Here is a 20,915-nt window from a genome sequence, read left to right on the forward strand (position 1 = left end):
TTGCTTGTCCCAATTAAAGAAGGGAGCAAATGATGTTAAAAGCAGCTAGCAAGAAGCGATCGAATATTGATATTCAGAGTATTCAACGTATTGCACGTGAATCGCGTAGCGAAACACTAGCCAGATTGCAGGCGAGTGCGGAAGGGCTTTCTACTAATAAGGCCGAAGAAAATAGAAGAGAATACGGTAAGAATGAGATTATTACTAATACCAATGCTTCTAAATGGCGTTTGCTTTGGGAATCGGTTGCGACACCATTTACGGTAGTGTTATTAGTATTAACTTTGCTAACGCTTTTTACCAGTTATATTTTGATACCACAAGGCAATAGTGACTCAATCACAATTATTGTGATGGTTATTATGTTAATTGTGTCAGTGCTGGTTAATTTTATTCAAAAGATTAAGATTGCTAGAGTAACAGATCAGTTGCTCAATCGGGTATCGGTTACTACGAATATTCGGCGTGATGGACACAATGTCGAGCTACCCACAGATGAAGTAGTGATTGGGGATGTAATTAATTTATCGGCCGGCGACATGATTCCAGCGGATATGAAATTGCTAACTAGCAAGGACCTCTTTTGTTCATCAAGTTACTTAGATGGTGACCCTGAACCAGCTGAAAAAGTAGCGAATGTAATAATTAAGCCGAGCATGAGCAATGATTATTTAAACTATCCTAACATCTTGTATGAAGGGACGACGATTGTGTCTGGCTCTGGAACCGGAATTGTTTTTGCTATCGGTAATCACACCGTTTTTGGTAAAGAAGTCCAAGCCATTTCACGTAAAAAAGTAAAAACTACATTGTTTGATCGTGAAATGAAACAACTAGCTAAGATCTTGATTGTCGCTACTGCAATTATCATCCCACTACTGTTTGTCATTAATGGCTTGACTAAAGGCGATTGGGGAGAAAGCTTAATTTTTGCTTTAGCTGCGGCTGTTGGCCTGACACCAGAGGTGCTGCCGATTATTGTTAACTCTAATTTGACTAAAGGCGCACTGGAAATGTCAAAAAGTGGTGCTGTAGTTAAGCAGATGAATGCAATTCAGAATTTAGGTTCTACCGATGTTTTTTGTATTGATAAAACAGGCACCTTAACGCAAAACCAAGTTGTGTTAGAGCGCCACTACGATTTAGATATGCAAGAAACGCCACAGATTCTGAAATTTTCATATCTGAATGCTTACTATCAAACTGGGGTCAAAGATTTAATTGACAAGGCAGTAATTGATGCCGCTGGTGATGAATTAGACGTAAATGAAATTCAACGTGACTACAACAAAATTGATGAAATTCCATTCGACTACACTAGAAAAAGAATGAGCGTTGTGGTCGTTGATAATGATGAACACCATGGACAGCACTTATTAGTAACTAAAGGCGCAGCAGAAGGGATGCTGGCTATTTCTAATAAGGTTGAACTCAACGGCAAAGTTGAAGATTTAACTTCTGAATGGAAAGAAAGAATTTTAAATCAGATCAATGAATTAAATGATGATGGCTTGCGAGTCCTGCTTGTCGGCTATAAGCTTAATCCTGCTCCAGTAGGTGAGTTTTCTGCCAAAGATGAGCATGATTTGACGATCATTGGCTATCTAGCATACTTGGATCCGCCTAAAGAGACTACCAAGGAAGCCTTAGAGGATTTAAAGAACGATAATGTCGACGTGAAAATTTTTACTGGTGATAACGAAGCAGTTACACGTGCGATCGCATTGCAGGTGGGTTTAAACGTCGATACGGTTTATGATGGAAAACAGATCGATGAAGCCAGTCCTGAAGAATTAAAAGAAATCGTGGAAAAATGTGATATTTTTGTTCATTTGACTCCAGAACTGCGGGTAAAGATTATTAACGCATTGAAGACCAACGGTCATACTGTCGGTTATATGGGCGATGGCAATAAAGACGCTTTAGCGATGAAAGTGGCGGATGTGACGGTAACTTCGAATAGCTCGGTTGATATCACTAAAGAATCTGCTGATATTATATTTGAACAAAAAGATTTGCAGCTGCTTGAAGAAATGATCATGGTCGGCAGAAAAGTCTTTTCTAATACGATGAAGTATATTAAAACATTCTTGGTTACCAATATGGGCAGTATTATCGCAATGGCTGTTTCTTCCTTACTGTTGCCGTTTTTGCCACTTTTACCATTGCAGGTTCTAATTTTAAATTTGCTTTTTAGTCTAAGTTGTTTAGTTATCCCCTTTGACAGTGTTTCAGAAAATTATGTCAAAAAACCGCAAAAGTGGTCAATCAGGATGTGGCCAAAATTTGTCTTAAACTTTGGTCCAATTCCGGCAATTGTTGACTTTATTGCGATGGCTTTAATGTTTTACGTAATTTGTCCTTACTTGGTTGGCTCTAATTACCACCACTGGGTCTTCATTTCTTTGTTCTATTCTGGAATTTTTGTGGAATCTCTGTGGACTAGGGTAATGATTATTCATACTTTAAGAGATGAGCGTTTTCCATTCTTTAAGCAACATGCAACCCCAATTGTCTTTTTAGTAACCTTTGGTTTGGCAATTTTAGGAACGATGTTGCCATCTTCGAGCATTGCTCCAAGTTTGGGCTTAATGCAGTTGCCATTTAGCTTTTGGGGTGTAGTCCTCTTGCTAGAAGTAATTTATGTTTTGTTGACAACTTTAGTAAAACATTTATATTTGAGAAAAGAAAAATTTTAAATTAAAAGGATCTAAGCTTGCTTTTCAGCTTAGATCCTTTTTGTATAATGATTTTAATGAAATACTATAAAATTATTTACAATTAGTAGTTACAGTACATCCATCAGTAGAAATAGTGTCATTGTTAGTAGGAACTTGTTTCCTAGCTAACTTTTGTAAATTAATTAATTCTTTCATGAGATTATACCTCCATAAAACATTAACCTCGTTTAATTAATAGGTTTGAATAAATAATAATATAAATAAAAATAAATGTAAATATGAAGTTTTATTTAAAATGATATGATATAATTATTGCAATAAAACTAAAATTGCGAGGAGGATGAACATGACATATGTAGATATGCTTAAAAGCAATAAGATGTTGTCGAGCTTAAATATAATATTAATGTCGGTAGTAGCAGTGTTTAGCTCGGCAAATAATTATATTACTATTCTATTGGTATCTGCATTACAACGAAAATCTAGTATAAGTTTTTTTTCGCTTGTGGGTTTCGAGGTCGTAATATGTATTATTTGCTATTCCTGTAGTAATTTTTCAGGGTACTTTATAGAAAAACAAATACAGGAATATTTATCTAATATTAGACTTAAGTTATTCAAAAGTACTTTTACTCAAAAAGATAGTGTAGATATTTCAGATTTACAAAATAATAGTATTAATAATTTGCAGCAGTTGGGGAAAGAATACTTTTTTTCTTTTTTTACTATACTTAGTGGAATGATTAATATTGTTATGATATTTTTTACTGTTTCAAGCATTAATATATGGCTTAGTCTTTTTATATTGATAACTGCGTCAACAACAGTTGCATCCTCTAAAATATTTAGTGATAAAATAGCGCAGGTTGTAAAAAATGAATCTTGTGCTAAAGGAGTACTGATAAAAGAAGTTGCAAACTGGATACCAACTTTAGCTTTGACAAGGGAATATAAAAAAGAAAAAGTGGTATATAAAAATATTCTTTATCAGAGTAGTAAGCTAGAGGACGCTAAAATAAGTAAATCTAAGATAACAGAAAGTAATAATTTTTTTATTGACAATATATCTAATATTGTCGAAACTATGTTATTAATTTTTGTTGCATATTTAATCTACAGAAATACTTTAAAAATAGGGGTATATGCTGCAGTAGGTAGCTTTTTGTATAGTACTTTAGGGTCCATAAAATCTATTAGCAGTAGCTTGAGTCAAATAAAGGGTTCTAGTTTTATTAGAAAAGAGATTAATCAGAAATTACAAGTTAATAAAGCACAAGAATATAAAAGTTTAAATGACTTCAATATTTTAAGATGTACGGATTTATCCGTACACTTTAAAAATGGAGAAACGATTAAATATCCTAATTTTAGTATAAAGAAAGGCGAAAAAGTACTTCTTGTAGGTGATTCAGGCGTAGGTAAAAGTACGTTGCTAAAGGTGATTCTAGGACTTGAGAAAAAGGCAACTGGTAATGTAGATTTCATTTCTTCAGCAGGTGAAAAATTCATTCCTAATTTAGATGAGATAGGATATATTAGTCAAACGTCTGTCCTTTTACCAGGATCAATTAGAGACAATATTACTATGTTTAGTCATGATAGAAATACAACTAATAAAACAAATGAGTATGTTAAAAAAATGTGCTTTTCTGTAGATATATCGTCATTTTCAGAAGGATTAGATACTCAAATTAAATCCAATGATGAAAATTGGTTATCTGGAGGGCAGAAACAAAAAATCATTTTAATACGAAATAGTATGTTTGATAGGCCTATCTTTTTGATAGATGAAGCAACAAGTGCTATTGATGAAGCTGCAAGGGTTCAGGTTATAAAGGAATTTTTAAATACAAGTGCAACAGTTTTATGGATAGAACATAACTTAAGTAAGAAAATTACAAATTTGTTTGATAGGCAGATTTATTTAAGAAAATAGGAGAGGAGTAAATTTCTTATGGTTGGGTTTGAAGTGCAAAAGCAAGGAAAATATGTCAATATACTTCCTGATAGAGTTAATAATAGTGATTTAGAAGTATTAACTAAGGAAATTAAAGAATGTGTAAGTTCAATAAAAGATATAAGCATGCCAAAATCAGGAGGTATGTATTATGGGCTAGCGGGCATTATTTACTCGCTGATTATGTATACTACTGTGTATAAAGATAAGAGTTTTAGCAGTGCTATCAGAACAATGCTGAATAATTTACAGTTTTATACTATCAATATTGATAATACTTTATTTTTGATTGATGGAACATTTCATAATGTGAACGTAAGTTTTCCTGATGGAAACTTAGGATTGATAAATGTTATTAAAATGGCAGAAGAGGCAAAGATATGTTTTCTATAAAAAACTTGCTTAAGTTAAATCCAATAAGATCAACTATCATTATAACTTCTTGTCTTATTTCATCGTTGTTAACAGTCTTTGTTCGTTATAATTTAACATGGCAAGCAGATCTTCTGAAAGAAAACAACATTCAAGGATTTTTATATCTGAGTTTGATTAGTCTGATAGCATATATATTAAGCTCAATACTAAGTAATTTTGGTAATTATTTTTTACTTACTAAAAGCGTTCAAGAATATTTGCATTCGATTAGAGGAGCAATGCTTAAGAGATATAGCAACAATATAGATTCGAGTAAAGTGCAAAATGATTTAATTAATAATCTGGAAACAGCGGGAAATCAATACTTATTTTTAGTAGCAGCTCTATTAGAATATATCTTTCTATTTATATTTTCTGTAGTAGCAATTTTATCACTTAATTGGATTATTGTATTGAGTACGTTGATCTTGGCCCTAATATTGTTAAAATTACCAGATATGTTTAAGAATGTTGTTGGAAAAACAAGCATTGCTAATTCAGAACAAACACAGAAATTTTTAGCAGATATTTCCAATTGGACAAGGGGTTTAGATGTGTTACACCGATTTAATTTACGTGATGTTTATTTGAGTAAATTAAATTCCGCTGGTACTAGTTATACTAAAGTCTACCTAAAAAACGTTAAAATTAATAAGAATGTCTCATTAATTGTTGTACTGAGTAATGTCATTGCCCAACTGCTAATTTCTGCCTTAACAGGGATGCTGATTTTGCATAATAAACTGAGTATTGGTGCTTTTTTCAGTATTGGGGGATTAATTGGCTATACGTTTAGTTATGTAGTAATAATCTCAAATGGACTTGTTCAGATGAAAAATGGCAAAGCCATAGTTGATCAGATTAATAGTCAATTAGAAGAACCACTCTTTCATGAAAAGGCAGAGAAAAATTATAAAGATGTAAAGTACTTGATTTCTAACTTGAGTAAAAATTTTTCTAGCATGACTAAGATAATATATCCGGATATTGAAATAAATCAGGGAGATAAAATCTTACTAACAGGACCTTCAGGAATAGGAAAAAGTACCCTATTTAAATTAATTTTGGGCGAATTAACTCCAACCAGTGGAAGTATAGTGGCTGTCGATAAGGATGGTCAGAAACATAAAATTATTCGTAACCAAATTGGGTATATTTCTCAAGAACCAGTACTGATGCCAGCTTCAATTATTGATAATATTACAATGTTTAATCCTAACATGAAGAAAAAGGCACTTAATATAATTGACAAAGTAAAGTTAAAAAAGGATATACTTAATTTTAAAGATGGAATAAATACCATAGTAACTACTGATAAAAGCAACATATCAGGTGGGCAAAAGCAAAAAATAGTTTTGGCTAGAACCCTATTATATAATAAACCACTGATTTTGGTAGATGAAGCAACAAGTGCAATTGATGCGCGTAATGCAAAAGAAATTTTAAGAACGGTGACAAAGGTTGACGCTACAGTTATTGTTATCGCACATAACTTGACTAATGATACGAGACGGCTTTTTGATAAAGAAATAAAATTAAGTGATCAAAACGTTTAAGAGAATAGCTACTTAAATTAAAAGGAATTCGTGGTTTTAGCCCAATTCCTTTTTTTGCATGTTAAAATAAAATAGATATTTTAGACGATTAAAGGAGTTTGATTAATCAATGGCTGATAAAGATACTTTTTATATTACAACCCCAATTTATTATCCATCTGGTCGTTTAACGATCGGAAATGCTTATACTACTATCGCAGCTGATACAATGGCTCGCTATAAGCGTAGTCAAGGCTATGATACTTTCTTTTTAACTGGTACTGATGAACATGGCTTGAAGATCGAACAAAAGGCTGAAGCACAAGGAATCAAGCCACAAGAGTTTGTTGATAAGATGGCTGCTTCTTACAAAAAATTATGGAAGAGCCTTAACATTTCTTATGACAAGTTTATTAGAACTACTGATGAACAACATGTTCAAGCTGTCCAAAAGATTTTTGAAAAGCTGTTAAAGAAAGGCGACATTTATTTAGGCGAATATACTGGCTGGTACTCAGTTGAAGATGAAGAATACTTTACTGAATCACAACTTGCTGAAGTTTACAAAGATGATGATGGTAATGTAATCGGCGGTAAGGCTCCAAGTGGTCATGAAGTACGTTTGGTTAAGGAACCATCCTACTTCTTCAAGATGAGCAAGTATGCTGACCGTTTGGTGGAATACTACAAGGAACATCCTGAATTTATTTTGCCTCATTCACGTGAAAAGGAGATGCTTAATAACTTTATTAAGCCAGGCTTGGAAGACTTGTCAGTTACTCGTACTACTGTTAACTGGGGCATTCCAGTTCCAAGCGATCCTAAGCACGTCGTTTATGTTTGGATCGATGCACTTTCAAACTATATTACCGCTTTGGGCTATGGCTCAGATGGTGATTCATTGTTTAAGAAATATTGGCCAGCAGATGTTCATTTGGTAGGTAAGGAAATCGTTCGTTTCCACACTATTTATTGGCCAATTATGTTAATGGCTCTTGATTTGCCACTTCCTAAGCACATTATCGGCCATGGTTGGGTATTAATGAAAAATGGCAAGATGTCTAAGTCAAAGGGAAATGCCGTTTATCCAGAATCATTGACTAGTCGTTATGGTGTTGATCCACTTCGCTATTACTTGATGCGTGCTCTTCCATTTGGCGATGACGGTATTTTTACACCAGAAGACTTTGTTGAAAGAATTAATTATGACTTGGCCAACGATTTGGGTAACTTACTTAACAGAACCGTGTCAATGATTAATCAATATCAAGCTGGTCATGTTGATGCAGTTCCTGTTGCTCAAGCTGAATTTGGCAAAGACTTGCAAGATACAGCTGCTAGTGTCATTAATGATTACAGAGAAAACATGAATTCACTTCACTTCTCTAAGGCATTAGACAATATTTGGAAGTTGGTTTCTCGTGCTAACAAGTATATTGATGAAACTACTCCATGGGCTTTGAACAAAGAAGGTAAAAAGGAAGAACTTAGCAAGGTCATGAGCAACTTGGCTGAAAGCTTGCGTTTAATTGCTATTATGATTGAACCAGTAATGACCGAAACTGCACCAATTATGTTCAAGCAACTTGGTTTAAATTGGGACAATGACGATGCTAAGCATTTAGCCTTTGGTGACTTTGAATGGGATGTTAAGGTAATTGAAAAGCCACAACCAATCTTCCCAAGACTTAAGATGGACGAAGAAGTTAAGTACATCAAGGATGAAATGGCTAAAGCTAAGCCAAAGAAGACCACTAGAAGTGAACAAAAGAAGGGTGACGAAATCACCATTGACGATTTTGACAAGGTTAAGATCCAAGTAGGCCAAATTTTGTCAGTTGAACCAGTTAAAGGCTCAAGCAAGTTGCTCATGTTCAAGCTGGACTTTGGTAATGGCAAGGAAACCCAAATTTTGAGTGGTATTCGCAAGTTTTATCCAGATGCAAGTGAGCTATTAGACAAAAAGGTTTTAGCTGTTACTAACTTAAAGCCACGTAAGATGCTGGGTCACCTTAGTGAAGGGATGCTCTTATCAAGTGAAAAGGATGGCAAAATTAAGTTAGCTCTTGTTGGTGATGAACATGCAGTTGGGGCTGAACTCGGCTAATGGAGATCATTGATAATCATACTCATTTGAATGACGAGCCGTTTCGCGGCAAGGAACAATATTATTTAGAACGAGCAAAAGCACTTGGTGTAACCAAGGTTATTTGCGCGGGACAAGATCCTGACTTTAATCAAAGAGCGGTTGACTTAGCACAAAGGTTTGATAATGTCTATGCGATGGTCGGTTACTGTCCCGATGTGGCTAAAGACTATGATCAACAGGCTGAAGATAAACTAATTGAACAATTGAAGCAGCCTAAGGTAGTTGCAATGGGCGAAATCGGGCTAGATTATTATTGGGATGAATCGCCGCGCGACGTACAGCGTAATGTTTTTGCGCGGCAAATTGAAGTAGCACATGACTTGAAGATGCCGGTTGATATCCATACTAGGGATGCATTTGGAGATTGTTATAACATCTTAAAAAATAGCAATCTGGAATATGGTGCTGTTTTGCATAGTTTTAACGGTGGTGTTGACTGGTTAAATAAGTTTTTGGATTTGAATGTTTACTTTTCATATTCAGGTGTTGTTTCTTTCACTAAGGCTACGGAAGTACACGAGAGTGCAAAAGCTGCGCCACTTGACCGAATTTTAGTTGAAACCGACGCGCCATATTTAACGCCTAAGCCATATCGTGGTCATCAAAATGAAACTGGCTACGTACGTTATGTGGCAGAAGCAATTGCTAAGTTGAAGGATATTCCACTAGAGAAAGTGGCGGATGCTACTTATAAGAACACAGTGAGAGTTTATGGGCTTAAATAAAAAGAATTTTGATGCGGTAATCGTTGTTGAGGGGAAAGACGATACCATCCGTTTAAAACAATTTTTCCCAGGAATCGAGACAATTGAGACTAATGGATCAGCCGTTTCAGATGAAGTATTGAAGCAAATCCAAAAATTAAGTGAGAGTCGGCAAATTATTGTCTTTACTGATCCTGACTTTAATGGCGAAAGAATCCGGCGCATTGTAACTAAAGCTGTTCCTGATGCAAAGCAAGCTTTTATTACCCGTAAGGAAGGCGAACCTCATAAAAAGGGGAGTCTAGGTGTAGAACATGCTTCAAAAGAAGCACTTGAGCATGCACTAAGTGATTTGCATGAGGTTGAACCGCAAAAAAGTGATTTAACTCCAGCAATTTATCGGCAATTAGGTTTAGCTGGTGGTAGCGGCTCACGAAAATTACGTGAACAAGTAGGCATTAAATTACGAGTTGGCTATGGCAATTCCAAGCAGTTTTATAATCGCTTGCATACTTTTGGCGTTTCATTAGCTGAATTAAAGGCAGCTGTCAAGGAGGTAGAAAATGACAAATAATATTCCAATTGGCTCTCCAGTTAGAACACAAGCAATTGTTAACCGTTACTTTGTCAAAGCTAAAAAGAACTTAGGGCAAAATTTCTTAGTTGATCAGACTGCTATTTTAGGTATTGTTGAAGCTGCTGGGATAAAAAAAGATGATCAAGTCATTGAAATTGGACCAGGTATTGGCTCTTTGACTGAGCAACTACTGTTGGCAGGCGCTAAAGTTTTTGCTTATGAAGTTGATGATAGCTTACCTACGATTTTACAGAATGAACTGCCTAAGAAAATTGATGATCAGCCTTTGGCTAGTCGCTTTAAGATTTTGCTTAAGGATGTAATAAAGGCTAATTTTAAAGAAGATATTGGTGACTTTTTTGACTTCACTAAACCGATCAAAGTTGTAGCCAATTTACCATACTACATTACGACACCGATTATTTTTGCTTTAGCTGAATCTGACTTGCACTTTACTTCGCTGACCTTGATGATGCAAAAAGAAGTGGCAGAGCGATTAGAAGCTCAACCAGGTAGCAAGGATTATGGCCCATTAACGATTTCTGTTCAAACAGAAATGAAAGTTAAGCTTGCTTTACAAGTGGGGCGTAATTCCTTTATGCCACGACCTAAAGTTGATTCTAGTGTAGTTGTTTTGACTCCGCTAAAAGAAAAGCCTGCTATTGAAGATCGCAAGCACTTTATTTGGGTTGTGAAAATGTGCTTTTCACAAAGAAGAAAGACACTGAACAATAACTTAAAGTCATTATTGCCAGATAAAACCAAACGAGATGAATTGATTACAGAATTAGGTGTAGAACCACGAATTCGGCCTGAAGACCTAACAATTGAACAATTCATTAAGATTGCTAAATTTATTCCTGCAAAGTAATGCCTAATATTGAATTTATTATATATTTGTGATATAATTTACGTAAAGGAGCTGTTGTTTAGTGCCAACATCAATTATCACAATTAAACATAAGTTGGATTCTCACTTAGGTGATGCTTTAACAGTAGTAGCTCAAGCGGGTCGTAAGAAAGTTACTAAGAGACGGGGGATTCTAAGAGAGACTTTCCCTGCAGTGTTTGTGGTTGATTTAGACCAACATCAAAATAATTTTAAACATGTTTCTTACAGTTATACCGATTTACTAACTAAGAATATTGCATTAGAGTTTGATGATGAAGCTGAAGAGGCTGAAGCTTAAACACAATTTTTGAAATTGTCACTAGCATTTATTTAAAATGTTAGTGCTTTTTTTTGCCCTTTAGAGTATATTAATTAAGTATAAAACAAACATTAGAAAGGAAATTTCATGAAACGTTCAGAAAGATTGGTGGACATGACCAAATATTTAATGGAGCGTCCCCATACTTTAATTGCACTACCATTCTTTGCTAAGCGTTACGGCGCTGCTAAGTCATCTATTTCAGAAGATTTAGCTATTTTGAAGCACACTCTTGCCAGCAATCAAGATGGTATTTTGGAGACTGTAGCCGGTGCAGCTGGTGGCGTGCGCTATATTCCATTTTTAGGTAAAAAACACGCGGAAGTATATTTGTCAGATTTATCAACTAGGATTGAGGATCCAAGTAGAATTTTAGCCGGTGGTTTTGTGTATCTGTCAGATATTTTAGGCAATACGCAAGATTTACGTAAAATTGGTGAATTAGTAGCTACTCATTATGCTTATGAAGAAATCGATGCTGTCATGACAGTTGAAACAAAAGGGATTGCTTTAGCCCAAGCAGTTGCTCGTTTTTTAGATGTACCATTTGTTACAGCTAGAAAGCGATCAAAGGTAACAGAAGGTGCTACTGTTTCTGTTAACTATATTTCTTCATCGTTGTCTCGAGTATCGAAGATGGAATTACCGACTCGTGCTCTTAAAAAAGAAGCTAAAGTTTTAATTGTCGATGATTTTATGAAGGGTGGCGGTACCCTAACCGGAATGGAAGAATTAGTTAAGGAATTCGATGGTACTATTGCCGGCGTTTGTGTACTCTGTGAAGCCGATTTTGACAAAGAAAAGCTGATTAAGAACTATCTTTCATTAATAAAAATTAGTGAAATTGATACTGCCCAAAAGCTGATTGTAGCAGAACCTGGTAACTTCTTAACTGAAACTGATTTTGACCGTTTCTAAAATGGTATACTAGAATCAAGTTTTGATTATTAAGAGGTTAATATTAATGGAAAAATATGTAGTCGTTCTTGCCGCAGGTAAGGGCACACGAATGAAGTCAAAGTTGTACAAGGTTTTACACAAAGTTTGTGGTAAAACCATGGTTGAGCATGTTGTTGATGCAGCTCAAGGCGTTAATCCTGCAGAAATCGTTACAATCGTTGGTACAGGTGCTGGCGATGTAGAAAAAGTACTGGCAGACAAGTCTAAGTTTGCTTTCCAAGAAAAGCAATTAGGTACTGGTGACGCCGTAATGACTGCGCGTGAAGAATTGGGTGACAAAGATGGTGCTACTTTAGTAGTTACTGGTGATACACCACTTTTCACAACTGATACATTTAATGAACTATTCAAGTATCATGCAGAAAAAGGCAATGCTGCAACTGTATTGACCGCGAAAGCTCCAAATCCATTTGGCTATGGTCGAATTATTCGTGATGATCAAGGCAATGTTTTACGAATTGTAGAACAAAAAGATGGTAAACCAGAAGAATTAAAAGTAAAAGAAATCAATACTGGTGTATTTTGCTTTGACAATAAAAAATTATTTGAAGCATTGAAGCACGTTAATAATGACAATGCTCAAGGTGAATATTACTTAACTGATGTTTTAGAAATCTTGCGCAATAGTGGTGAACGCGTTGGTGCTTACAAGATGCCTGACTTTAGTGAAAGCCTTGGCGTTAATGACCGTATTGCATTAGCTCAAGCTACTAAGACTATGCAAAGAAGAATTAATGAACAGCATATGCGTGATGGTGTTTCATTTATCGACCCTGATACTGCTTATATTGATGCAGATGTTAAGATTGGCAACGACACTGTAATTGAAGGTAATGTTGTGATTAAAGGAAACACCGAAATCGGTAGTGATTGCTACATTACTAGTGGTTCAAGAATCGTTGATTCTAAGATTGGTAATAATGTCACTGTTACTTCTTCAACTGTTGAAGAAGCTGAAATGGACGATAATACTGATATCGGTCCTAATTCACACCTTCGTCCTAAGGCAATTATTCGCAAAGGTGCACATATTGGTAACTTTGTGGAAATTAAGAAGGCTGAGATTGGTGAAAATACTAAAGTAGGTCACTTGACTTATGTTGGAGACGCTACCTTAGGTAAAGACATTAACATTGGCTGTGGTACGATCTTCTCTAATTACGATGGTGTAAAGAAGTTCCATACTAATGTTGGTGATCATGCCTTTATTGGCGCTGGCTCAACATTGATTGCTCCAATTAATGTTGCAGATCACGCCTTTATTGCAGCTGATACCACTGTTACTAAGGACGTTAATAAATATGACATGGCAATTGGCCGTGGCCGTCAAGTTAATAAGCCAGATTATTGGCATAAGCTTCCTCTTTCTCAAGATAAAGAATGGGATTAAGAATAAGGCACTAGTGTATCAAGCTAGTGCTTTTTTGTTAAGAATTGCTAAATACTTATTGCAAAATAATAATTGAGACCTACAATAAGGTGTACTAATAATAATTTTTACATGAGGTAGGTAATACTATGAAATTAAGTCATAAGTTAGTTATGGTTTCAGCAGCTGTTTTGATGGGTGTTAGCCCAGTATTAGGCATGGCAGAAAATACTGTATCTGTTCAAGCTGCTACTAAGAGTACTAATGGCGTACATAATACTTACGGTAAAAACAGCAAAGTTAAAGTAACTAAGACTATGAAGTTTGTCGACCGTAATGGTAAGAAAACTTCTAAGACTGCTCCTAAGGGTGGTAGCTACACTATTTGGAACGTCAAGAATATCGACGGTCAAGTTTACTACAGTATTCAAACTGATTTGAAGTACTGGATTCCTGCAACTGCAACTGAAGGTACAGTAACTTATAAGTCAGGCAATACTACTTATACTTTAAAGAGTGATGGCAAGAAGGTAACAACTTCTACTTCAACTAAGAAGGCTGTTAAGAAGACTAATTCAAATAAAAACACTAAAAAAGTAGTTAAAGAATCAACTAAGAAAACTGCCACTAAGACTACTAAAAAAAGCAACTCAGAAAAGACTACTAAGAAAACTTCATCAAAGAAGACGCCAGTGGCTAAGGCAGTTAAGATAACTACTAAGAATAAGGCTTACGTTTACGACAAGAATGGTAAGCGTGTAAAAAACTATTTAGGCACTAGTTACATTGGTAAAAAGATCACTGTTAAAGGTTTAGGTACTAAGACCATTAATGGTGTTAAGTATTATGCTTTGCAACCAAATCATTATTACATTAAAGCTTCAGATGTAACTGTTAAGTAATAATTGATAGGAAAAAGACACTTTTTCGTTATGAAAAGATGTCTTTTTCGTTTCTAAATTGGCAAAAAAATATTTTAGATCTACAATATATAAATGAACTTTAAGTTTAGTAAGAATGAGGTATTTATCGATGAAATTAAGTCATAAATTAGTTATGGTCTCAGCAGCTGCATTGATGAGTGTTGCTCCACTTTTGGGTACTGCAGAAAACGTCAACACTGTTCAAGCTGCTCCTAAGAAGACTACTTCAAAGAAGGCAGCAAGCAACAAGATCACTTTGGTACGTAATGCTTATGTGTACGATAAGAATGGTAAGCGTCTTGATAAGTACATGGGCAGTGCAAAATACACTACTATTGCTAAAGGCGTAACTGTTACTTCAACTGGCACTAAGACTATCAATGGTGTAAAGTACTACGATCTTGGCGGTGGTGCTTATATCAAGGCTGTTAACGTAGATGGTAAAGCTGCGTCATCAACTTCATCACTGTCAAAGGGTACTAAGGCTAAGTTTGTTTCTAACTCATACATTTATGACAAGAACGGTAAACGTATCAGCAAGTACCAAGGCAAATCTAAGTTTGTTAAGGGTGATTCAGTCACTACTTACGGTATTCAAACCATTAACGGTAAGAAGTATTACCAACTTGACAAGAAGGGTACTGCTTTTGTACGAACTGTTAACATTGATGGTAAAACCACTTCAAACCAAGAATCATCTGTTTCAAATGATGCAGAATCAACTAAAAAATATGACTACTCATTAAAGAAGAATGCTTATATTTATGATAATAATGGTAAGCGCATCAACAAGTACCAAGGCAAGTCTAAGCTTTTAAAGGGTGCCGCAATTGATGTTTATGGCATTGAAACCATTAAGGGTAAGGATTACTACCAACTTGACAAGAAAGGCACTGCTTTTGTTAAGGCAAGTAATGTAACTAGAACCGTTAAGGCAACTTCAATTACCATGAAGAAGAATGCTTACATCTACAATGGTAACGGTGACACCAAGAAGAAGACAGTTAAGAAGGGTAAGACTGTTAAAGCTACTGAAGCAAGATACATTGGTACTAAGCTTTACTACAAGATTAGTGATAATCAATTCGTTAAGGCTGCTAATGTAGGTAAAATTTCAGGCCCAGAACTAGAACCAGTTAACGAACCAGATGGTGCTGCTACTGTTGATACTGGTGATGATACTGTAGATCCAAACGTAACCAAGGTAACTACGATTAATGTTGCTCCACTTTACAACATTAAGGGACAACCCGATAACGTTAGAGCATTTGGCGAAGGTCAAAGTCAACAAGTTTCAGAATTGAGATATATTGCAACTTCTGCAACTGCTACTCCAGAATTATTCTATAAATTATCAAGCGGTAGAGGCTATTTAAAGGATACAGACGTTGCTGTAAGTGGTAAGACATTAACTCCTGTTAACACTCCAGAACAAGCTAGAGAAGACGTTACTGTTGCCACAGCAGCTAACAAGGCTAAGTTGCTCCAAGACATTAATGAAGCAACTAGCGTTAAGAGTTCAGAAGCTTACAAGCTCGCTTCAAGTGATGTAAAGGCTGCATATGACAAGGCAATCAGTGATGGTACAACTGTTAACAACGATGCTACAGCTACTATTGCTCAAGTTAACGAAGCAGATGCTGCTATTGTTAGTGCAAAGGCTAAACTTGATGGCAAGAGAGTTGCTGTTGCTAACATGACCAATTTAACTTCAGATGAAATAGCAGCTATTATTAAGGTTGTAGCTAATGCTAATAATGTAGCAGAAAGTTCTGTTCAATTAACTACTAACGGTAGTTTATCAATTAGTGTTAACGGAGCTGCACAAATTTTGAACTTAGGCGATTATGTAACACAAGCTGCAGTTGCAAACAACTAAAAATATATAAAATAAGACGTAGTATCTAAAATGACACTACGTCTTATTTTTTAGGATATTTTCGTTGTACTAGAAAGTACAAATATATTCTAACTTTTTTAGCGATTAATAGTTAGTGCTTTTTTATGGTTGCGGCAAAATTCTTGCTATAATTAAGGAGAATGTGGTTCTTTTTAGAGCAACTTTTGCTAAAATAGAGCTGGTTAAATATTTTTACGGAGGAAATTATGTCCTATAAAGACGATATGATGATCTTCGCCCTTAACTCAAATGTACCATTAGCACAAAAGATTGCGGATCGTGTGGGTGTTCCACTTTCCAAGTCTAGTGTTGAACGTTTCAGTGATGGCGAAATTCAAATTAATATTGATGAAACTGTGCGTGGTAAAGATGTCTACCTTGTACAATCAACCAGTAAGCCAGTTAATGACAATTTAATGGAATTGTTGATTATGATTGACGCTGTACGTCGTGCAAGTGCTCGTACAATTAACATTGTGATGCCTTACTACGGTTATGCTCGTCAAGATCGTAAGACTCGTGCTCGTGAACCAATTACTGCTAAATTGGTTGCAGACATGCTTCAAGCTGCAGGTGCTGATCGCATTCTTTCACTTGACTTACATGCACCACAAATTCAAGGTTTCTTTGATATTCCAGTTGATAACTTAATGGGTGCTCCACTTTTGGCAGACTACTTCTTGCGTAACGGCTTAGAGAAGGACGCCGTTGTAGTTTCACCAGACCACGGTGGTGTTACTCGTGCTAGAAAGCTTGCTGAATTCTTAGGTTGCCCAATTGCCATCGTTGATAAGCGTCGTCCAAAGGCTAATGTTGCTGAAGTTATGAACATTATCGGTAACGTTAAGGGTAAGCGTGCTATCATCATTGATGACATGATTGATACTGCTGGTACTATTACTTTAGCTGCTCAAGCCTTAATTGATGCAGGTGCTACTGAAGTTTATGCTAGTGCAACTCATGCTGTTCTATCTGGTCCAGCTATTAAGAGATTGAACGATTCACCAATCAAGAATTTGGTTTTGACTGATTCAATCAATCAACCAGCAGAGAAGAAGCTTGACAAGATGCTTTTGGTATCAGTTGGTCCATTGATGGGCGATGCTATTAAGTGTATCCAAAACCATGAAGCACTTAGCCCATTGTTCAACACTAGATACGAAGCTGACAAGAACAAGTAAGATAAAATTTGATAATAAAAAATGGCTAGCCGAGAGGTTAGTCATTTTATTTTTTTTGGAAAAAATCATCACCATTTATAATAAATAAGAGTGTATTAAAATACACATGAGAAACATCTATAATTAGAGATAGATGTTTTTCATTTAAAGAGGATAAAATTATGACACAATATTTATCATTCGATATTGGCGGGACTAACTTGAAATATGCATTAATTGATCAAGAAGGGCATATTCTTGAAAAAGACCGGGTAAAGACTAATACTGAAAACCTAGATGCATTCATGCAGACGATGTATGAAGTCGCCGACAAGTATCAAGGAAAGTTCGCTGGTATTGCAGTCTGTGCTCCTGGTAAGATTGATACCAAGAATAAAATTATCTATTTTGGTGGAGCCTTGCCATTCTTAGATGGCTTGAATTTAGAAGAGACTTTAGGTAAAAAATATGATGTACCAATTGGCGTAGAAAATGATGGTAAAGCAGCTGCTTTGTCAGAGCAATGGCTAGGCGAATTGCATGACGTCAATACTGGGATCGCAATTACCTTAGGCACTGCTGTTGGCGGCGGTGTCATAGTTGATAATCGTATTTTACATGGCTGGACTTTTCAAGCTGGCGAATTGAGTTGGATGATTACGAATTCAAGTATTGGTACTAGGAATATGGCTGCTTATGCTGGCTTTAGTTGTTCTGCGGTTAATATGATCAAAAAAGTTAACCTGGCTTTGGGGAATATCGATCTTGATAACGGCTTGACCGCGTTTGAGGCAATTAACAATGGTGATTTAAGAGCACTAGCCGTTTTTAAACGCTATTGCCGCAATGTAGCAATCATGATCCTCAATATTCAGGCAGTAATCAATGGCTCTAAAGTAATTATTGGTGGCGGGATTAGTGCACAGCCAATTTTGATTGAAGAAATTAACAATCAATTTGATAAAATTTTGCAGAATAATCCAATGTTGAATAATCAAGTGATTAAGCCGGTGATTGTGGCTGCTAAGCATGGCAATGATTCTAACTTATATGGTGCACTTTATGCCTTATTGTTGCAGTTAAAGGAAAAAGAAAATAATTAGTTTTTTTAGACGAAAAAAATAGGGATGCTAATTTACTGCATCCCTATTTGTGTGAAATGATTAATTAACTAGTCTTTGCTGGAAATAGCTTTGGCAATTGCCACGCTGGCACTAGCAACACAGGCAACCATTGCGGTTTTACAGCTAATCTTAACTACATCTTTGACTAAATCCTTATTTTCATGGATAAAGTCAAAGGACATCTTAGTATAATCCATGCAGTAACCATGGACTGTGTTCATTAAATCTTTTACTTGAGTATAACCACTCTTAGCAGTTTTTTCTTCAAGTTCTGGATTAATTTGAGTTCTTACATCTGTATTTAAATCATGTCTGTTCATCATAAATACCTCGATTCTAGGATTTACCTTAATTTTACTTCTTTTGCTCACGTTTTGGTCTTCTCAAATATCTTAAGGCACCATTCTTAATATATTTTTGAAATTGCTCATAAAGTGGATCGAAAATTTGCGGCTGATCTTCATCGTGACTGAGCATAGTTTTAGGGAAGAAGAAGCGTTCATCTCCTTGGAAAGTACCATTTAATGCGCGAACCAATGGGCTGAGTTGGGATAACTCAATCATGCTGCTGTCGTCTTGCATAATTTCAATTTGACTATTAGCATTTTTCCCCGTTGGCTTATAAGCATCATATGGTTCATCGAATGCGGAATTGGTAGCGGTATAGTAGTCAGGATTAAAGCCAGCTTGCTTGATTAGGCTCTTGAGCTTAGGTAAAAGATTTTTGGTTTCTTCATCGATTCGGACACTAGCTAGCGGTTTTCTGTACAAGTAACGCTTGGCTAGGTCAGATAAGATTGGATCTTGTGCCTGGGTCCACATAGAAAAATTAGTTTCCATTACTCCATCATCAAGCTTTAAATAATCGTCTAAAGTCCAATTGCCTTCAAGGAATTTAGCCAAGCTAGGTGTAACTTGCAGATTTCCCTTTTTATAAACAGCTTGAGCGCGCTCTAAAAGGTGATGCAAGATGACTTCCATTGAGCGTCCTACGCGGTGGAAGTAGACCTGTTGGTACATCTGATAGCGTGACACGATATAGTCTTCAACGGCATGCATCCCATTGTTGGTAAAACAAATACCATTTTGATAAGGACGGATTACCCGTAAAATTCTTGATAAATCGAACCTACCATAGTTAACTCCGGTGAAATAAGCATCCCGCTGCAAATAATCCATCCGGTCAGCGTCAGCTTGACTTGAGATCATTTTAACCACTTGCGGATTAGGATAAGTCTTAGCGATTACGCTGGCGACTAATTCAGGAAAGTTAGGTGCAACTTGTTTTAATGCATGGTTAATTTCTGTATTAGGGTCAGTAATGATCTTTTGTCCAATTTTTTCATGATTGGTGCCAAAAAGGTGCTCGAATGTGTGCGAATAGGGTCCGTGACCGATGTCATGAAGCAATCCGGCACATTCTACCAGTAATCGATTATCATCGTTCCAAAGACCGTCTCCTGGCGTAATTGAGGGATATTTTTTGCTAAAGATATCGCAAATTCTTCTCGTTAATTCATAAACGCCTAAGTTGTGCTCAAATCTAGTGTGAGTTGCACCTGGAAAAACATAGCTAACCGGACCTAACTGTTTAATGCGACGCATGCGTTGAAATTCTTTAGACTTCAGTATGTCCAAAACAACTTTATCTTCAATATGAATATAGCCGTGAACCGGATCACGGAGAACAACCTCTTGTTTTAATTTTTCGCTTTGAAATCTTGCCATAAAAATCCACCAAGTTTAATTTATTAATTTTTTGAACTATATATAATAAAATAGATTATATCTAACTAAAATTATATCAGAGATATAGTAATAATGTTTAAAGGGGGCGCTTGTTTGACAGCAATTACGATTGATTTGACTAGTAAAATTACTCAAGACGATGAGACAGAGACTTTTACGCGACATGCGCAAGGGCAATTGACTGAAGAAGGCGACGTTACACGGATCTCTTATGCCGAGGAAGGCAATATTCCGGTAAAGATGCTCCTAAAAGAAAATGAATTGTTGATTCGCCGCGGCGTTGACAGCAATAATTATTCTTTAATGAAATTTATTCCGGGTGAAAAAGGCAACTGCCGCTATGTAGTTGAAGGGCGCCGCATGGACATGACCAGCGTGACTAACTTGCTTGAATATCAGAGTCAAGATGATGGTTCACGTAAACTTCGGCTTGAATATGACCTCTTTAATGGACTATACTTAATAGGTAACTATGCAGTCACGTTGATTTTTACTTAAACGC

Annotated in this window: 18 protein-coding genes; 16 read left to right on the plus strand and 2 right to left on the minus strand. The window is 35.9% G+C overall.

The annotated features are described in order from the left end of the window. The first annotated feature begins 32 nt into the window (after positions 1-32). From mgtA to CP366_RS04110, 15 genes are all read left to right on the plus strand, one after another. Entirely contained in the window at positions 33-2,699 is a 2,667-nt protein-coding gene (gene mgtA, locus CP366_RS04040; protein ID WP_089145704.1) for a magnesium-translocating P-type ATPase, read from the plus strand. 328 nt (positions 2,700-3,027) lie between these two features. After that, positions 3,028-4,617, plus strand: coding sequence for an ABC transporter ATP-binding protein (locus CP366_RS04045; protein WP_065989853.1), 1,590 nt, complete (start codon positions 3,028-3,030; stop codon positions 4,615-4,617). Positions 4,618-4,635: 18 nt separating this feature from the next. Next, positions 4,636-5,031 carry a hypothetical protein gene (locus tag CP366_RS04050; RefSeq protein WP_065989851.1) on the plus strand — a complete coding sequence of 132 codons (396 nt, stop codon included), beginning with the start codon at positions 4,636-4,638 and terminating at the stop codon, positions 5,029-5,031. Beyond that, positions 5,019-6,608, plus strand: a complete 1,590-nt coding sequence (locus tag CP366_RS04055) for an ABC transporter ATP-binding protein (protein WP_065989846.1) — start codon at positions 5,019-5,021, stop codon at positions 6,606-6,608. The genes CP366_RS04050 and CP366_RS04055 overlap by 13 nt, the downstream gene beginning before the upstream one ends. 109 nt (positions 6,609-6,717) lie before the next feature. Continuing rightward, complete coding sequence (metG, locus tag CP366_RS04060; protein WP_089145703.1) at positions 6,718-8,694, plus strand: methionine--tRNA ligase; 1,977 nt, start codon at positions 6,718-6,720, stop codon at positions 8,692-8,694. Further along, the gene (locus CP366_RS04065; RefSeq protein WP_089145702.1) at positions 8,694-9,461 is read left to right on the plus strand and encodes a TatD family hydrolase; all 768 of its coding nucleotides are present in this window, start codon (positions 8,694-8,696) and stop codon (positions 9,459-9,461) included. The genes metG and CP366_RS04065 overlap by 1 nt, the downstream gene beginning before the upstream one ends. Then, positions 9,448-10,014: a ribonuclease M5 gene (rnmV, locus tag CP366_RS04070; RefSeq protein ID WP_005718476.1), complete on the plus strand. Its 567-nt coding sequence runs from the start codon at positions 9,448-9,450 to the stop codon at positions 10,012-10,014. Before CP366_RS04065 ends, rnmV begins: the two co-directional genes overlap by 14 nt. Then, positions 10,004-10,888, plus strand: a complete 885-nt coding sequence (gene rsmA / locus CP366_RS04075; RefSeq protein WP_089145701.1) for a 16S rRNA (adenine(1518)-N(6)/adenine(1519)-N(6))-dimethyltransferase RsmA — start codon at positions 10,004-10,006, stop codon at positions 10,886-10,888. Before rnmV ends, rsmA begins: the two co-directional genes overlap by 11 nt. Before the next feature lie 61 nt (positions 10,889-10,949). Further along, entirely contained in the window at positions 10,950-11,207 is a 258-nt protein-coding gene (locus CP366_RS04080) for a Veg family protein (protein WP_013085757.1), read from the plus strand. A 108-nt stretch (positions 11,208-11,315) separates the two neighbouring features. After that, entirely contained in the window at positions 11,316-12,146 is an 831-nt protein-coding gene (gene purR, locus CP366_RS04085) for a pur operon repressor (protein WP_013085758.1), read from the plus strand. A gap of 46 nt (positions 12,147-12,192) precedes the next feature. After that, the gene (glmU, locus tag CP366_RS04090; protein ID WP_013085759.1) at positions 12,193-13,578 is read left to right on the plus strand and encodes a bifunctional UDP-N-acetylglucosamine diphosphorylase/glucosamine-1-phosphate N-acetyltransferase GlmU; all 1,386 of its coding nucleotides are present in this window, start codon (positions 12,193-12,195) and stop codon (positions 13,576-13,578) included. A 128-nt stretch (positions 13,579-13,706) separates the two neighbouring features. Further along, entirely contained in the window at positions 13,707-14,459 is a 753-nt protein-coding gene (locus CP366_RS04095) for an SLAP domain-containing protein (RefSeq protein ID WP_005718484.1), read from the plus strand. A gap of 130 nt (positions 14,460-14,589) precedes the next feature. Further along, on the plus strand, positions 14,590-16,359 hold the full coding sequence (locus tag CP366_RS04100; protein ID WP_089145700.1) for an SLAP domain-containing protein: 1,770 nt from the start codon (positions 14,590-14,592) through the stop codon (positions 16,357-16,359). A gap of 227 nt (positions 16,360-16,586) precedes the next feature. Beyond that, positions 16,587-17,561: a ribose-phosphate diphosphokinase gene (locus CP366_RS04105; RefSeq protein WP_005724087.1), complete on the plus strand. Its 975-nt coding sequence runs from the start codon at positions 16,587-16,589 to the stop codon at positions 17,559-17,561. Between the two features lie 161 nt (positions 17,562-17,722). Continuing rightward, on the plus strand, positions 17,723-18,643 hold the full coding sequence (locus CP366_RS04110) for an ROK family protein (protein WP_089145699.1): 921 nt from the start codon (positions 17,723-17,725) through the stop codon (positions 18,641-18,643). A 68-nt stretch (positions 18,644-18,711) separates the two neighbouring features. On the opposite strand, the gene CP366_RS04115 is transcribed toward CP366_RS04110, so the two are convergent. Both CP366_RS04115 and CP366_RS04120 read right to left on the minus strand, forming a co-directional pair. Beyond that, positions 18,712-18,984 (minus strand): hypothetical protein, encoded by a 273-nt coding sequence (locus CP366_RS04115; protein ID WP_089145427.1) that lies wholly within the window; start codon positions 18,982-18,984, stop codon positions 18,712-18,714. A gap of 34 nt (positions 18,985-19,018) precedes the next feature. Next, the gene (locus CP366_RS04120) at positions 19,019-20,392 is read right to left on the minus strand and encodes an HD domain-containing protein (protein ID WP_089145698.1); all 1,374 of its coding nucleotides are present in this window, start codon (positions 20,390-20,392) and stop codon (positions 19,019-19,021) included. A 114-nt stretch (positions 20,393-20,506) separates the two neighbouring features. Between CP366_RS04120 and CP366_RS04125 the strand changes: the two genes are divergently transcribed. After that, entirely contained in the window at positions 20,507-20,911 is a 405-nt protein-coding gene (locus CP366_RS04125; protein ID WP_089145697.1) for a DUF1934 domain-containing protein, read from the plus strand. Positions 20,912-20,915 lie beyond the last annotated feature (4 nt).

Source organism: Lactobacillus sp. UMNPBX15 (assembly GCF_002553785.1).
GTDB lineage: Bacteria > Bacillota > Bacilli > Lactobacillales > Lactobacillaceae > Lactobacillus > Lactobacillus crispatus.

Excerpts from the sequence above, each read along its gene's own strand:
- glmU (WP_013085759.1), top strand. The coding sequence starts at position 12,193 with ATGGAAAAATATGTAGTCGTTCTTGCCGCAGGTAAGGGCACACGAATG.
- CP366_RS04095 (WP_005718484.1), top strand. The coding sequence starts at position 13,707 with ATGAAATTAAGTCATAAGTTAGTTATGGTTTCAGCAGCTGTTTTGATG.
- rnmV (WP_005718476.1), top strand. The coding sequence starts at position 9,448 with ATGGGCTTAAATAAAAAGAATTTTGATGCGGTAATCGTTGTTGAGGGG.
- rsmA (WP_089145701.1), top strand. The coding sequence starts at position 10,004 with ATGACAAATAATATTCCAATTGGCTCTCCAGTTAGAACACAAGCAATT.
- purR (WP_013085758.1), top strand. The coding sequence starts at position 11,316 with ATGAAACGTTCAGAAAGATTGGTGGACATGACCAAATATTTAATGGAG.
- metG (WP_089145703.1), top strand. The coding sequence starts at position 6,718 with ATGGCTGATAAAGATACTTTTTATATTACAACCCCAATTTATTATCCA.
- mgtA (WP_089145704.1), top strand. The coding sequence starts at position 33 with ATGTTAAAAGCAGCTAGCAAGAAGCGATCGAATATTGATATTCAGAGT.
- CP366_RS04065 (WP_089145702.1), top strand. The coding sequence starts at position 8,694 with ATGGAGATCATTGATAATCATACTCATTTGAATGACGAGCCGTTTCGC.
- CP366_RS04045 (WP_065989853.1), top strand. The coding sequence starts at position 3,028 with ATGACATATGTAGATATGCTTAAAAGCAATAAGATGTTGTCGAGCTTA.
- CP366_RS04050 (WP_065989851.1), top strand. The coding sequence starts at position 4,636 with ATGGTTGGGTTTGAAGTGCAAAAGCAAGGAAAATATGTCAATATACTT.
- CP366_RS04110 (WP_089145699.1), top strand. The coding sequence starts at position 17,723 with ATGACACAATATTTATCATTCGATATTGGCGGGACTAACTTGAAATAT.
- CP366_RS04105 (WP_005724087.1), top strand. The coding sequence starts at position 16,587 with ATGTCCTATAAAGACGATATGATGATCTTCGCCCTTAACTCAAATGTA.
- CP366_RS04100 (WP_089145700.1), top strand. The coding sequence starts at position 14,590 with ATGAAATTAAGTCATAAATTAGTTATGGTCTCAGCAGCTGCATTGATG.
- CP366_RS04120 (WP_089145698.1), bottom strand. The coding sequence starts at position 20,392 with ATGGCAAGATTTCAAAGCGAAAAATTAAAACAAGAGGTTGTTCTCCGT.
- CP366_RS04055 (WP_065989846.1), top strand. The coding sequence starts at position 5,019 with ATGTTTTCTATAAAAAACTTGCTTAAGTTAAATCCAATAAGATCAACT.
- CP366_RS04115 (WP_089145427.1), bottom strand. The coding sequence starts at position 18,984 with ATGAACAGACATGATTTAAATACAGATGTAAGAACTCAAATTAATCCA.